The following is a 13,480-nucleotide window of genomic DNA, read 5'->3' on the forward strand; positions in this document are numbered from 1 at the left end:
ACAGCCGCTGACCGACAAACGGGCCGAACTGGCCGCCGCCGACGCCAGGCTATCGGCGATCAACGGCCAGATCACCGAGATCGGGAAGGATCAGGAGCGGGTGCGCGAAAACATGAAGGCGCTGCGCGGCAGCGCCGAAGAGAAGGCGCTCACCGAGCGCTACACGCGGGAACTGAACAACCAGGAAGACCAGCTCGCGACGCTGCGCGCCGACCAGAAGAAGGCCACCGACGACCGCGACGGCCGCCGCCGTGAGCTGAACGATCTCGCGGCGAAGCTGGCGTTCGAGATCTGATTCGGAATATCACTGGTGGTCTGACCCCGGTCTGACCCCGGTCTGACCCCCGTCTGACCCCGGGGTCGCGACGGCCGCCGTGAGTTGAGCGAGCTGGCGGCGAAGCTGGCGTTCGAGATTTGACGCCGCGTCAGAGCTGAAGCCCTGCCGAGAGGCACCGCGGCGACCTGCGCGGCCGTGCTGCGGTTTGCGCAACAGATGTAGGGCAGACCTTCAGGTCTGCTCACGCGCTGATCTTCTCGAGTCCGCCCATGAACGGGCGGAGCGCTGCCGGGATCGTGACGGATCCGTCCTGTTCCTGGTAGTTCTCGAGGATCGCGATCAGCGTTCTGCCCACCGCGAGTCCAGATCCGTTCAGCGTGTGAACGTGCTCGACCTTCCTGGTCCCGTCGGGCCGGAACTTGATGCTGGCGCGGCGGGCCTGGAATGCCATCGTATTGCTGCAGGACGAAATCTCGCGATAGGTCTTCTGGCTCGGCAGCCAGACCTCGATGTCGTAGGTCTTCGCCGACGCGAAGCCCATGTCGCCGGTGCAGAGGACCATCGTTCGATACGGCAGCTCGAGGCGCTTCAGCACTTCCTCGGCGTTGGCGGTCAACGACTCCAGCTCGTCGAACGACTGCTCTGGCGTCGTGAACTTCACCAGCTCGACCTTGTCGAACTGATGCTGACGGATGAGGCCGCGGACATCGGCGCCGTAGGAGCCGGCTTCGCTCCTGAAGCACGGCGTGTAGGCGGTATAGCGCAGCGGCAGCTGCCGGCCGTCGAGAATCTCCGTCCGGTGCAGATTAGTGAGCGGCACTTCCGCCGTCGGGATCAGGAACAGATCCCAGTCGCCGGCGATCTTGAAGAGATCCTGCTCGAACTTCGGCAGGTTGCCGGTGCCGCGCAGCGCGTCGCCGTTGACGAGAAACGGCGGTACGAACTCGGTATAGCCGTGCTCGCGCGTGTGGAGATCGAGCATGAAGTTGATGAGCGCGCGTTCGAGCCGGGCGCCGGCGCCGCGCAGCACCGAGAAGCGCGCCCCCGACATGCGCGTGGCACGGTCGAAGTCGATGATGCCGAGCGCGGGGCCGAGATCCCAGTGCGGCTTCGGCTCGAAGCCGAACGCCCGAGGCGCGCCCCAGCGGCGCACTTCCTGGTTGTCGTCGCTGCCGCGGCCGAGCGGCACGGACGCATGCGGCAGGTTGGGCACTGTCATCAACAGATCGGCGCGCTGCCGCTCGACCTCGTCAAGCTCCGTCTCGAGCTCCTTGATCCGTTGACCGCGAGCCTTGTTGGCGGCAAACACGTCCGAGACGTCGCGCCCTTCGCGCTTGGCGCGCCCGATCGCCTCACCCGACGCGTTCTGATCCCGCTTCAGCCCTTCGACTTCTGGAATCAGCGTCTTGCGGCGCGCATCCAGCGCCGCGAACGGCTCCAACACCGCATCGGGATCGAGACCGCGCGCCTGCAGCCCGCGGCGGACCGCGTCGGCGTGGTCGCGGACGTAAGCGGGATCGAGCATATGCGGTTAAATGCTACCATCTCACTCATGCCACAGGCGGTGCGCAAAGCGGTGTTTCCCGCGGCCGGTCTCGGGACGCGTTTTCTGCCCGCGACCAAAGCGCAGCCGAAGGAAATGCTGCCGCTCGTCGACAAGCCGATCATCCAGTACGGCGTCGAAGAGGCGCTCGAATCCGGGATCAACAACATCCTGGTCGTCACCGGCCGTGGCAAGAACGCGATCGAGGATCACTTCGACGTCTCGGTGGAGCTCGAGACGTTCCTCGAGGCGCGCGGCAAGAAGGAGCTGCTGGCCGAGATTCGCAAGATCTCCAATCTCATCAACGTCTCGTACGTCCGGCAGGGGGAGCCGCTGGGACTCGGCCACGCCGTGCTCGTCACCAAGGATCTGATCGGCGACGAACCGTTCGCGGTCATCCTCGGCGACGACGTGATCGACGCGAAGCCGCCGGCGCTGCGGCAGATGATCGACGTCTTCGAGGAGCTCGACGGACCGGTGGTGGCCGTCGAGGAAGTGCCGCACGAGAGTGTGTCCGCCTACGGCATCATCGACGCCGAGCCGATCAGGCCAGGCGTCTACCGCATCCGCGACATGGTCGAGAAGCCGCCGCGTGAGGAGGCCCCGTCGAACCTCGCGATCATCGGCCGCTACGTGCTGACGCCGGACATCTTCCCGGCGCTCGAAGAGACGGCGCGCGAGAAGGACCGGACCGGCGAGATCCAGCTCACGAACGGGCTGCGAAAGCTCTTGAGGAAACGGCCGATCTACGGCTGCCTCATCGACGGCGTCCGCCACGACACGGGGAACAAGCTGGGTTTTCTGAAGGCGGTCGTCTACTTCGCGCTGCAGCGCGACGACCTGTCGGGGCCGTTCCGCGAATACCTACGCGGCCTCGGCCTCGACGTGCCTGCCGGCGCGCGCCGCTAGCTCAATCCTTCTTCGGGGTCGACTCTTTTTTGTCTGACGGCGTCGGCGTCGACGAGGCCGCCGCGGCGGGCGCGTCGGCTTTCTTGCTCTCGCCGCTATCGGCGGCCGCCGATTTCGAACCGCCGGAGTCGGACGACGACTTCTTCGCGTAGTCGTTGATGTAGAAGCCGGAGCCCTTGAACTGAATCGCCGGCGACGAGAACAGCTTCTTCACCGGACCCTTGCCGCACTTGTCGCAGACCTCGAGAGGCGGGTCGGAGAACTTTCGAATCTTCTCGAACCGCTGACCGCACGCCTCGCACTCGTATTCGTAGAGCGGCATCCCCTTCGTCTTCCTTCGCGCCTTCGATTCTATTCCAAGAGAGAGCCGTTGCTCTCGCCGAGCAGCAGGTTGCGGTGCAACCCGAGCGGCACCGTGCCATTGCCCAGCAGCGCGTCGTGGAAGCCGCGCAACGAGTAGCGGTCGCCCACCGAGGCTCGGTAGTCGTCGCGCAGCTTCAGCACCATCAGCTTGCCGAGCGAATAGAGGATATAGGACGGGTCGAACGTCCCGCGCTCGGCTTCGCGGCGGGCCGATGCCTCCTCGAGATACGCCTCGTCGCGGAAGAAGCGTACGCCCTGTTCGACGGACATGTCTTCGCAATGCAGCCGCAGCCCGACCACCAGCCGGCAGAGACGAATCAGCGATTCGGCAAGCTGCCCGAGACGCACGCGCGGATCGTCGCGGCGGAAGCCCGCCTCGACCATCATCTGCTCGGCGTAGTGCGCCCAGCCCTCCACCATCGCGGTCGACGAGAACAGGATGGACTTGCGCAGGGTGGAGGGGATCCGGCGCAGGTGCTGGTAGTGCAGAAAATGCCCGGGGAAGACTTCGTGGATCGAAATCGACCATAGCGCGCCGTAGTTGAAGCCGCGCAGGTGCTCTTCCTGCTTTTCGGGCGACCAGGCGGCGTCGGGCTCGGTGATGTAGTAGTAGGCCCGCAGTGGGCGCGCCTCGAACGGACCTGGCGTCCACATGCTGGCGAACGTCCAGCGGTAGAACCGCGGCGTCGCCGCCACCGTGACGTCGGCCGACGGCGGCAGCGACACGAGATCCTGGCGGCGGATGAAGGTCGCCAACTCCTCGAGCTGCTGGTGCGCGGTGGTGACGAGCTCCCCCATGGCCGGGTGCTCCGTCTTGACCTTGGCCCACGCGGCCATCGGGTCCTTGCCGTCGAGGCGCGATAGGGTCCGCCGGAAATCCTCCTGGGTCGCGTGCAGCTCGCGTTCGGCAATCGCCAGCAGCCGGTCGGCGTCGAGAGTAATGCCCTCCTCGAGCCGCAGCTTCTCGTGCAGCCGGTCGCGCCCGAGCCGGAACGGGCCGCGCGCCCGCGGGGCGAGATCCTCTTCCAGGTACTGGAGGAAGCGGCCGATCGCGGCGGTCGCCTCCGTCGAGGCGTCGGCGAGGTCGCTCAGCAGGAACGGATCGTCGAGCGCGCTGAACGCCCGAGGCAGATCGTCCTCGATGAAGCGGAGCGCGCCGCGCAGGCTCTCGAGGCCGACCTTGACGAAGATGCCCGCCGTCTCCTTGATGTTGTCGCGCGCCGCCTGCAGCAGCCGCGGCGCCTGATGGAGTTTCGACACGACGCGGCGCGCGCGTTCGGCAAGCGGGGCGTAGTCGAACAGGATCTGTCCGGAGAGGCTCGTGGCCAGCAGATCGCCGTAGAACTGCGGGCTTCGCTCCCAGGTGCGGACTGTCTCGAGGTCGAAGAGGCGCGAGCGGATGTGGGCGTCGAGTGCGGGACGCTCCAGCCGCTCGATCTCGGTCAGCCGCGTTGGATCGATGGCGGCCAGCCGGCGCGCAAACGCGCCCAGATCGCGGACCTGCGCGTCAATCGCGGCGCGGCTCAGATCCTCGAGCAGGTCGTCGTGAAGATGAACACCGTCGAAACTCGCGTTCGTCGGGTGCACTTCGTGGAGCCAGGCGAGGTATTCGTCCACGAAATGCGGTAAGGGTTCGGCAGAATACATCTGGTAGAATCGGCGACCCGCGCATGCCCGGCATCCTCTACGTGGTCGCCACTCCCATCGGCAACCTGGAGGACGTGACGCTGCGCGCGCTGAAGGTGCTTCGCGACGTCTCCCTCGTCGCGGCTGAAGATACACGCCGGACAGCCCGGCTTCTTCAACACTACTCGATCTCGACGCCGACGACGAGCCTTCACGAGCACAATGAGCATGAGAAATCGCCCAAGCTCGTCCAGCGGTTGCTGGCCGGGGACTCGCTGGCGCTCGTCTCCGACGCGGGTACTCCGGTCGTTTCGGACCCGGGTGAGGCGCTGATCGCGTCGGCGCGTGCCGCGGGGATCAGAGTCGAGAGCGTTCCTGGGCCCAGCGCCGTCATGGCGGCCATCTCGTCTTCCGGACTGGACGCTCGCGAATTCACGTTTCTCGGCTTCCCACCAGGTCGGTCAAAAGACCGAATCGCATGGCTTCAACGAATCGCCTTGGAGCCGAGGCTCGTGGTCTTCTTCGAAGCTCCTCACCGCATAATTGGGACCTTGACCTATCTTGAAACGATCTGCGGGCGGGATCGCGTGGTGGGCGTCGGTCGCGAGCTGACAAAGGCGCACGAAGAATTGGTCGTTGGACCAATTCATGAGATTATCGAACGTTTCAAGAATCCGCGTGGAGAATTCACCCTCCTACTGCCCCCAACTCCTATCGGCCCAGCCGAAAACGCTTCAGTGGATGATGTGACGCTGCAGTCTGAATTCAGCCAATTGACCAATTCTGGCGGACTCAAAAGGCGCGAAGCCCTCAAGAAGCTGGCCGACCGCCACGGGATCCCTGTCAACGTCCTCTACAGGCGCGTGGCTGACACGGATCTTGACCGCTGAACGGGCTATTTGCTACTGTCACCCACCGGGCATGGCGAAACTGCGCCGGGCGGCAAAAGCCCGGACCTCCTCGACTCGTAAACCGGCCCGGGCAACCAAGCGCCGGGCTCAAGGCGCAGCGCGTCGGGCCGCTACGCCCGCCAAATCGCGCTCGTCGGTCTCGCGGAAGACATCGGGCTCGACCAAGACGAGCGCCAAGAAGCCGCCGGCGAAGCCCGCGCCCAAGGTGAGTGCCGCCAAGGTCGCACCGGCCCCGCCGGTTCAGCCGCCGGCCCCCGCACCACCCCCGCCGCGAAAACCGACGTACCACGAAGCGGTCGCGATGTACGAACGCGGACTGCAGGCTCTGCAGCGCCGCGATTTCGCGGCCTCCGCCGAGGCCCTGCGCAACGTCATCGAGCGTTATCCCGACGAGCGTGAACTGCTCGAGCGCGCCAGGCTCTACCTGAAGGTTTGCGAACGCGAGCTCGAACCGAAAGAGCCGCAGCCGAAAACGCCCGACGAATGGGTCTACGCCGGCACGGTGGCGCTCAACGCCGGCGACGAGACCACCGCCTTGCGGCACGTGCAGCGCGCCCTGACGGACGACCCTCGGCACGAGCACGCGCGCTACCTGGTGGCGGTCATTTCGACGCGTCGCGGCGACACGGGCACCGCCCTCGATCACCTTCGCGAGGCCGTGTCGTTGAATCCGGAAAACAGAGCGCGGGCCAGGCAGGATCCGGAGCTCGAATCGCTGCGGGAGGACGCGACCTTCAAGTCGATTGTCAACGCCTCCGCGGCGCACGCCGCGGCCCGACTCGCCGCCCAGCGGCCGCGTCCGAAGACGCGCCGGTAAGACTCCGCTCGCACGCGCTCAGGCACTCGTCTATCCTCTTCTGGATCATGCCCGACATCCATCTCGTCATTCTTGCCGCGGGCAGGGGCACGCGGATGAAATCCGGCATGCCCAAGGTGTTGCACCGCGCCGGCGAGCTCCGGCTCGTCGAGCACGTCCTCCGAGCCGCTGCCTCGCTTCAGGCCCGCACCACGGCGATCGTCGTCGGCCACATGGCCGACCAGGTGCGCGGCGCGGTCGCGGAACGGCCGGGCCTGCAGTTCGCCACCCAGGAGCCGCAGCTCGGCACCGGACATGCTCTGCTGCAGGCGGAACCGTGCCTCGCCGGAAAGACCGGAACGGTCGTCTTGCTCTCGGGAGACGTGCCGCTCCTGCGTCCGGCGACGCTTCAGGATCTGGTTGCCGCGCACGCGAAGTCGCAGGCCGCCGCCACCGTGCTCACGGCTCGCGTGGCGGATCCGACCGGCTACGGGCGGATTCTCCGCCGCGATGGACGGATTGCCGCGATCGTCGAGCACAAGGATGCGACGCCGGACGAACGGGCCATCGGTGAGATCAACAGCGGCATCTACGCGTTCGCCCTCGAACCGCTGTTCGACGCCCTGCGGTCGGTGGGCGCGACGAACGCCCAGGGCGAGTACTACCTGCCCGATCTCGTGCGCATCTACCGCGAGCGCGGGCTGCGGGTCGAAACGGTACAGCTCGAGGACTCGCGTGAGATCCTGGGCGTCAACAGCCGGAAGGAGCTGGCGGAGGTGACGGCAATCCTAAGGACCCGGAAGAACGACGAGCTGATGGCGGCCGGCGTCTCCATCGTCGACCCGGCGTCGGCGTGGATCGGTCCGGACGTCGAGATCGGCCGCGACACAGTCATTCACCCTAACGTGCATCTCGAAGGCACGACGCGCATCGGCGAGCGCTGCGTGCTCAACGCCGGCGTCCGCGTCGTGAGCTCGACCGTCGACGACGGCGCGGTGATCAACAACTTCTGCGTGATTCGCGACTCGCACATCCGGGCGGGAGCCGAGGTCGGGCCGTTCGCGCACCTGCGGCCGCTGTCGGACGTCGGCGAAGGTGCGCACGTCGGCAATTTCACCGAGCTGAAGAAGACCACGCTCGGCAAGGGCTCGAAAGCGAATCACCTGTCGTATCTCGGCGACGCGACGATCGGGAGCAAAGTGAACATCGGGGCCGGGACGATCACCTGCAACTACGACGGCTCGCACAAATACGCGACGGTGATCGAAGACGGCGCGTTCATCGGCAGCGACTCGCAACTCGTCGCGCCGGTGCGCATCGGCAAGGGCGCCTACATCGCCGCCGGCTCGTCGATCGTCGAGGACGTGCCGGACGGCGCGCTCGCCATCGGGCGCGGCAAGCAGATCAACAAAGAAGGCTGGGTCGAGCGGAAGCGGAAGAAGTGATCCCGGATCGCATCCCTTTCGTTCCGACCGTCGCCATGACAGTGACAGGGAACTGACCTATGTGCGGAATCATCGGCTACATCGGCGACAAACAGGTCCTTCCGATCCTGATCGACGGCCTGCGCCGCCTCGAGTACCGCGGCTATGACTCCGCCGGAGTCGCCGTCGTGCGCAACGGCGCGATCGAGATGCGTCGCAGCGCCGGCAAGCTGGCGCGCCTCGAGGATGTGATTGCCGTCAGCCCGCTCGAGGGGGAGTACGGCATCGGCCACACGCGCTGGGCCACCCACGGCCGCCCGACCGAGGAAAACGCGCACCCCCATCGCGACTGCACGGGCCGGATCGTCGTCGTGCACAACGGAATCATCGAGAACTACCTCGACCTGAAGAAGCAGCTGCAGAAGGAAGGGCACACCTTCGTCACCGAGACCGACACCGAGATCGTCGCGCATCTCGTCGAGCGCGAGAGCAAGGGCGACGGCCTCGAGAACGCGGTGCGGCGGGCGCTGCTCTACATGCGGGGTCTGTTCGCGCTGGTGCTGATCTCGGCCGACGATCCGAAGAAGATCGTCACGGTCCGCAACGGTCCGCCGATCGTCGTCGGTCTCGGCGAGCACGAGTTCTTCGTCGCCTCCGACATCCCGGCGATTCTCGCCCACACCCGCGACGTCGTGTTCCTCGGCGACGAGGAGATGGCGGTGATCACGCCGGCCGGCGTCGACTTCACCGACTATGCCGGGCGGGCGGTCTCGAAGAAGAGCACGCGCGTGTCGTGGGATCCGGTCATGGCGGAGAAGGCCGGCTACAAGCACTTCATGCTGAAGGAGATCTTCGAGCAGCCGATGGCGGTCAAGGAGACCGTGCTCGGCCGCGCGTCGGTCGAAACCGGCACGGTGTTCCTGCACGAGATCGAGCTGCCCGACGCGGCGCTCCAGAAGATCGAGCGGGTGGTCATTCTTGCGTGCGGCACCTCGTGGCACGCGGGGCTGGTCGGGAAGTTTCTCATCGAGTCGCTGGCACGGGTGCCGGTGGACGTCGACTACGGCTCCGAGTATCGCTATCGCGATCCAATCGTCTCGCAGAACACGCTGGCGATCGTGATCACCCAGTCGGGCGAGACGGCGGACACGCTCGCGGCGCTGCGTGAAGCGAAGAAGAAGGGGGCGCGCAGCATCGCGGTCTGCAACGTCGTCGGCAGCATGGCGACGCGCGAGACCGAAGGCACGGTGCTGACCCACGCCGGCCCGGAGATCGGCGTCGCCTCGACCAAGGCGTTCACCTCGCAGCTCGTCGCACTGCATCTGCTGGCGGTCTATCTGGGGCAGATCCGGGGCACGCTGAAGCCCGAGGACGCCCGCGTGCACCTCGAAGGCCTGGTGCAGCTCCCGCTGCTCATCGAGCAGGCGCTGAAGTGTGAGCCCCTGACCGAGGAGATCGCCAAGCGATTCTACCAGCGGAGCGATTTCCTGTATCTCGGGCGCGGCATCAACTATCCGATCGCGCTCGAAGGCGCGCTCAAGCTCAAGGAGATCTCCTACATCCACGCCGAGGGCTATCCGGCCGGCGAGATGAAGCACGGGCCGATCGCCCTCATCGACGAAATGATGCCTGTCGTCGCCATCGCCCCGCATGACGCGGTGTTCGAGAAAATGATCGGCAACATCCAGGAGGCGAAGGCGCGCGGCGGGTCGGTGATCGCGCTGACCACCGAAGGCCACGACGGGGTCGATCCGCTGCTCGACCCCGCGCAGGACTTCAAGATCGCCGTTCCGCAATGCCATCCGTTGCTGACGCCGGTACTGATGGCAATTCCGCTCCAGCTGCTGGCCTACCACATCGCCATTCGGCGAGGCTGTGACGTCGACCAGCCGAGGAACCTCGCCAAGAGCGTGACCGTGGAATAGCAGGCGGAAGGCTGGCCCCCGGCAGGCCTAGATCCTCAGTTTTGACATTGTACTATTGTAGTAGTACATTAGGTGCCGTGAGCCCCTGGGGCGGCTTCGTGATCGACCAGACCGACAGGACGCCGGTCTATGCGCAGGTCGAGCGGGAGATCCGCTCGGCCCTCGCCTCGGGCCGGCTGAGGGTCGGCGATCAGCTGCCGACCGTGCGGCAACTCGCGGTCGATCTGCGGGTCAACGCGAACACGGTCGCGAAGGTCTACGCCTTCCTCGAGCGTGCCGGCGTCCTCGAAACGCGGCGCGGCGTCGGCACCTTCATCGCCGCGCGGACGCCGCCGGACCGGGAGGACGCGCTGCGTCGGAGCGAACTGAATCGACTCGTGGATCGTTTTCTCGCCGAACTCTCGCATCACGGGTTTCGCGTCGAAGACGCGCTGCCCGAAATCGAGCGCCGGCGCCAACAAGGAGCATGAGCCGTGGGAATGGTCACACTACCGTTAGGTCGCCGCGCAACCTCGGATGCGGTCCGGCGCGAGTCGCGCGCCAATATCGTTGCCATCGCGCTGCTCGTGGTTCCACTCGGGGCAGGTGCCTGGGCGACGGCGTCCAGCAATACGCCGTGGCCGCTGTTCGTCGGCATCGCGATCGGCTTCACGCTCATGCAAGCACCGAAGGTAGCCAAGCAGTGGGAGCGCGGGATCGTGCTGCGGCTTGGCCGCTACGTCGGGCTGCGCGGCCCCGGCCTCTTCTGGGTCATGCCCTTCGTCGACACGGTGACGAAGTGGATCGATCAGCGTGTGATCACCACCAGCTTCGCCGCCGAGGAGACGCTGACCTCCGACACGGTGCCGGTCAACGTGGACGCGGTGCTCTTCTGGCTCGTCTACGACCCAGAGAAGGCGGCGCTGGAAGTGCAGGACTACCAGCAGGCGGTGAGCTGGGCGGCGCAGACGGCGCTGCGCGACATCATCGGCCGCACGTCCCTGACCGATCTGCTGCGCGGGCGGGAGAAGATCGAGGAAGAGCTGCAAAAGCTCATCGACACGCGCTCGAACCCGTGGGGAGTCACGGTGCAGTCGGTTGAGATGCGTGACGTCGTCATTCCCGAGTCGCTGCAGGACGCGATGTCGCGCGAGGCGCAGGCGTCGCGCGAGAAGCAGGCGCGGGTCATCCTCGGCACCGCCGAGGTCGAGATCGCGCACATGTTCGAGAAGGCGGCGCAGTCGTACATCAACAACCCGACCGCGCTGCACCTGCGCGCGATGAACATGCTCTACGAAGGGCTCAAGGAGAAGGGGGCGCTGATGCTGGTGCCGAGCTCGGCCGTCGAGTCGATGGGCATGGGCGGATTGCTCGGCGCCGCGGCGCTCCGGCAACAGCAGTTGGCCACGCCCGAACCCGGATCCGGATCGAAGGGCGTCTAGCTTTACGCCGCTGACGCGCCAGGTGGGCGGGGGCGACAGCGCTCCCGCCCGGTTCGAGCGCTAGACGCCGTGCCCGTAGCCGACTTCGGCTGGAGTCGAGTGCAGATCGGCGCCGGTGGCGGGCGCGCGGGGCCGCTCAACCGCGGCGCTGCCGGTCACGCGTGCGACGATCGCTGCCAGATCCGCGTCGCTCACGACCTTTTCGCGGTCGGCGTGCTCGATGACCGCGCGGTAGACCTCATCCAGCATGCGGCGGTCCATCTCACCGCAGCCAATCTGTTCGCACCGCTTCTGCACGGCGTGGCGCCCTGAGTGCTTGCCGAGCACCAGCGTCGCGGTGACGCCGACCTCTTCGGGCCGCATGATCTCGTAGGTGCGGCGATCCTTCAGCATGCCGTCCTGGTGGATGCCGGCCTCGTGCGCAAACGCATTCCTGCCGACCACCGCTTTGTTGGCCTGCACCCCTTCGCCGGTCAGCGCCGTCAGCAGCTGGCTCGACGCGAAGATCTCGCGCGTGTTGACCCCCGTCTCGTAGGGCAGACGGTCGGCGCGGACGCGCATCGCCATGACGATCTCCTCGAGCGACGCGTTGCCGGCGCGTTCGCCGATGCCGTTGATCGTGCACTCGACCTGGCGCGCGCCGGCGTGGACGGCGCTCAGCGTATTCGCGACCGCGAGTCCGAGATCGTCGTGGCAGTGCGTACTGAAGATCACCTGGTCAGAGCTCGGCACGCGGCCGAGGACCGAGCGGAAGAATTCGGCGATCTCGTCGGGCGTCGAGTAGCCGACGGTGTCGGGCAGGTTGATCGTCTTCGCTCCCGACTGGATCACCGCCTCGATCACCTGCCACAGGAACACCGGGTCGGTGCGCGTCGCGTCTTCCGCGGAGAACTGCACGTCGTCGGTGAACTGACGGGCCAGTTTTACCGCCGCCATCGCGGCGCGCAGGCACTGCTCCCGGGTCATGCGCAGCTTGCGTTCGAGATGCAGGTCGGAGGTGGCGATGAACACGTGGATGCGACGGCGCGGCGCCGGCGCCAGCGCCCAGCCGGCCCGTTCGATGTCCTTGGGGTGGCAGCGTGCCAGCGCAGCGATCACCGGACCCTGCACGTGGGTCGCGACCATCCGTACGGCTTCGGCGTCGGCCTCCGACGCGATCGGGAAGCCGGCTTCGATGATGTCCACCCCGAGCGTACGCAGCTGCCGCGCCAGCTTGAGCTTCTCGTCGATACGGAGCGAAAAGCCTGGCGCCTGCTCGCCGTCGCGCAGCGTGGTGTCGAAGATGGTCAGCCGGTCGCCGGACATGGGAGTGCCTCCTGTCTACCTGTTGTAGCGGGATCCGCCCTCTAAGTCCAATTTATAGTTGTTTGGGTATGATTAGCGTAACTTATGCAGCTGCCAGACCTCGCTGCGTTTCTCGCCGTGGCGTCGGACCGCAGTTTCTCCGCTGCGGCGCGGCGCCTGCATCGCACCCAGCCCGCCATCAGCCAGGCGGTGCGCCGCATCGAGGACGAGCTCGGCGAGCGGCTGTTCGACCGCTCCTCGCGTGACGGCACCCTCACCGAGGCCGGCCGCCTGCTCCAGGACTACGCGCAGCGGCTGCTCGGCCTCGCGAACGAGGCCGAAACGGCGGTGCGGGAGCTGCAGCAGGTCCGCCGCGGCCGGGTGATCATCGGCGCCAACGAAGCCGCCGTCCACAGCCTCCTGCCGCATGTCGAGAAGTTCGCTCTCGATCATCCCAATGTCGTGATGGACGTGCGCCGGGTGCCGTCGCGGCAGATCGCCAGCGCCGTGCTCGATCGCAGCCTCGATTTCGGCGTGCTGACCTTCCAGCCGGTCGATCGCGGCGTGCAAACGCTCTCGCTCGGCGCCGACGACCTGGTGTTGCTGGCGTCGCCGAAGCATCCGCTGGCCGGCCGCCGACGCGTCACCCTCGAGGAAGTGGGCCGCCAGGTGGTCATCGCCCACAACGACCCGTCGCCGACGCGCGATCGCGTGCTGCGCGCCTACGAGCGGCGCCAGACCTCGATCAACATCCAGATCTCGCTGCCCTCGCTCGACGGGATCAAGCGCGCCGTCGAAATGGGCATTGGCGTGGCGCTGCTGCCGCGCCGCTGTGCGCTGACCGAAATCGCCCGCGGCCATCTCGCCGCGGTGCGCGTCCCGGAGCTCGGCGCACAGCGCACCGTCCGGCTCGTCTTCCGCCGCACCGGAGAGCGCAGCCGCGCCGCGGAGGCATTTCTGGAGGTCGCCAAAGCCGGCGGCGCTACGGGCGCCTGATTCTC

General features: G+C 66.7%; 13 protein-coding genes. 9 read left to right on the forward strand and 4 right to left on the reverse strand.

The features are described 5' to 3' along the window. Window positions 1-295 (forward strand): hypothetical protein (locus VGI12_22130; GenBank protein ID HEY2435383.1); only part of this gene is annotated, 295 nt, incomplete at its 5' end. A gap of 223 nt (window positions 296-518) precedes the next feature. Here the strand turns inward: VGI12_22130 and serS are convergent. Further along, window positions 519-1,802 carry a serine--tRNA ligase gene (gene serS / locus VGI12_22135; protein HEY2435384.1) on the reverse strand — a complete coding sequence of 428 codons (1,284 nt, stop codon included), beginning with the start codon at window positions 1,800-1,802 and terminating at the stop codon, window positions 519-521. Window positions 1,803-1,829: 27 nt separating this feature from the next. Between serS and galU the strand changes: the two genes are divergently transcribed. Further along, entirely contained in the window at window positions 1,830-2,729 is a 900-nt protein-coding gene (gene galU, locus VGI12_22140; protein ID HEY2435385.1) for a UTP--glucose-1-phosphate uridylyltransferase GalU, read from the forward strand. 1 nt (window position 2,730) lies between these two features. Here the strand turns inward: galU and VGI12_22145 are convergent, their stop codons facing one another. After that, window positions 2,731-3,051 carry a zinc ribbon domain-containing protein gene (locus tag VGI12_22145; GenBank protein HEY2435386.1) on the reverse strand — a complete coding sequence of 107 codons (321 nt, stop codon included), beginning with the start codon at window positions 3,049-3,051 and terminating at the stop codon, window positions 2,731-2,733. 29 nt (window positions 3,052-3,080) lie between these two features. Further along, entirely contained in the window at window positions 3,081-4,709 is a 1,629-nt protein-coding gene (locus tag VGI12_22150) for a DUF885 domain-containing protein (GenBank protein ID HEY2435387.1), read from the reverse strand. A gap of 53 nt (window positions 4,710-4,762) precedes the next feature. Here VGI12_22150 and rsmI point away from each other — a divergent pair, with 53 nt between their 5' ends. From rsmI to VGI12_22180, 6 genes are all read left to right on the forward strand, one after another. Further along, entirely contained in the window at window positions 4,763-5,608 is an 846-nt protein-coding gene (rsmI, locus tag VGI12_22155; protein HEY2435388.1) for a 16S rRNA (cytidine(1402)-2'-O)-methyltransferase, read from the forward strand. A 322-nt stretch (window positions 5,609-5,930) separates the two neighbouring features. Further along, on the forward strand, window positions 5,931-6,446 hold the full coding sequence (locus VGI12_22160; protein ID HEY2435389.1) for a tetratricopeptide repeat protein: 516 nt from the start codon (window positions 5,931-5,933) through the stop codon (window positions 6,444-6,446). A 47-nt stretch (window positions 6,447-6,493) separates the two neighbouring features. Continuing rightward, window positions 6,494-7,870 (forward strand): bifunctional UDP-N-acetylglucosamine diphosphorylase/glucosamine-1-phosphate N-acetyltransferase GlmU, encoded by a 1,377-nt coding sequence (gene glmU, locus VGI12_22165; GenBank protein ID HEY2435390.1) that lies wholly within the window; start codon window positions 6,494-6,496, stop codon window positions 7,868-7,870. A gap of 59 nt (window positions 7,871-7,929) precedes the next feature. Further along, the gene (gene glmS / locus VGI12_22170; protein ID HEY2435391.1) at window positions 7,930-9,774 is read left to right on the forward strand and encodes a glutamine--fructose-6-phosphate transaminase (isomerizing); all 1,845 of its coding nucleotides are present in this window, start codon (window positions 7,930-7,932) and stop codon (window positions 9,772-9,774) included. A gap of 77 nt (window positions 9,775-9,851) precedes the next feature. Beyond that, window positions 9,852-10,244 (forward strand): GntR family transcriptional regulator, encoded by a 393-nt coding sequence (locus VGI12_22175; GenBank protein ID HEY2435392.1) that lies wholly within the window; start codon window positions 9,852-9,854, stop codon window positions 10,242-10,244. A gap of 9 nt (window positions 10,245-10,253) precedes the next feature. Beyond that, the gene (locus VGI12_22180; GenBank protein ID HEY2435393.1) at window positions 10,254-11,195 is read left to right on the forward strand and encodes a slipin family protein; all 942 of its coding nucleotides are present in this window, start codon (window positions 10,254-10,256) and stop codon (window positions 11,193-11,195) included. A 60-nt stretch (window positions 11,196-11,255) separates the two neighbouring features. Here VGI12_22180 and VGI12_22185 read toward each other — a convergent pair whose 3' ends face one another. Continuing rightward, the gene (locus VGI12_22185; GenBank protein ID HEY2435394.1) at window positions 11,256-12,500 is read right to left on the reverse strand and encodes a 2-isopropylmalate synthase; all 1,245 of its coding nucleotides are present in this window, start codon (window positions 12,498-12,500) and stop codon (window positions 11,256-11,258) included. A gap of 84 nt (window positions 12,501-12,584) precedes the next feature. Between VGI12_22185 and VGI12_22190 the strand changes: the two genes are divergently transcribed. Beyond that, on the forward strand, window positions 12,585-13,475 hold the full coding sequence (locus VGI12_22190) for a LysR family transcriptional regulator (GenBank protein ID HEY2435395.1): 891 nt from the start codon (window positions 12,585-12,587) through the stop codon (window positions 13,473-13,475). Window positions 13,476-13,480: the final 5 nt, after the last annotated feature.

It is taken from the genome of Vicinamibacterales bacterium, assembly GCA_036496585.1.
Lineage (GTDB): Bacteria > Acidobacteriota > Vicinamibacteria > Vicinamibacterales > 2-12-FULL-66-21 > JAICSD01.

Excerpts from the sequence above, each read along its gene's own strand:
- rsmI (HEY2435388.1), top strand. The coding sequence starts at position 4,763 with ATGCCCGGCATCCTCTACGTGGTCGCCACTCCCATCGGCAACCTGGAG.
- serS (HEY2435384.1), bottom strand. The coding sequence starts at position 1,802 with ATGCTCGATCCCGCTTACGTCCGCGACCACGCCGACGCGGTCCGCCGC.
- glmS (HEY2435391.1), top strand. The coding sequence starts at position 7,930 with ATGTGCGGAATCATCGGCTACATCGGCGACAAACAGGTCCTTCCGATC.
- galU (HEY2435385.1), top strand. The coding sequence starts at position 1,830 with ATGCCACAGGCGGTGCGCAAAGCGGTGTTTCCCGCGGCCGGTCTCGGG.
- VGI12_22145 (HEY2435386.1), bottom strand. The coding sequence starts at position 3,051 with ATGCCGCTCTACGAATACGAGTGCGAGGCGTGCGGTCAGCGGTTCGAG.
- glmU (HEY2435390.1), top strand. The coding sequence starts at position 6,494 with ATGCCCGACATCCATCTCGTCATTCTTGCCGCGGGCAGGGGCACGCGG.
- VGI12_22160 (HEY2435389.1), top strand. The coding sequence starts at position 5,931 with ATGTACGAACGCGGACTGCAGGCTCTGCAGCGCCGCGATTTCGCGGCC.
- VGI12_22185 (HEY2435394.1), bottom strand. The coding sequence starts at position 12,500 with ATGTCCGGCGACCGGCTGACCATCTTCGACACCACGCTGCGCGACGGC.
- VGI12_22180 (HEY2435393.1), top strand. The coding sequence starts at position 10,254 with ATGGTCACACTACCGTTAGGTCGCCGCGCAACCTCGGATGCGGTCCGG.
- VGI12_22190 (HEY2435395.1), top strand. The coding sequence starts at position 12,585 with ATGCAGCTGCCAGACCTCGCTGCGTTTCTCGCCGTGGCGTCGGACCGC.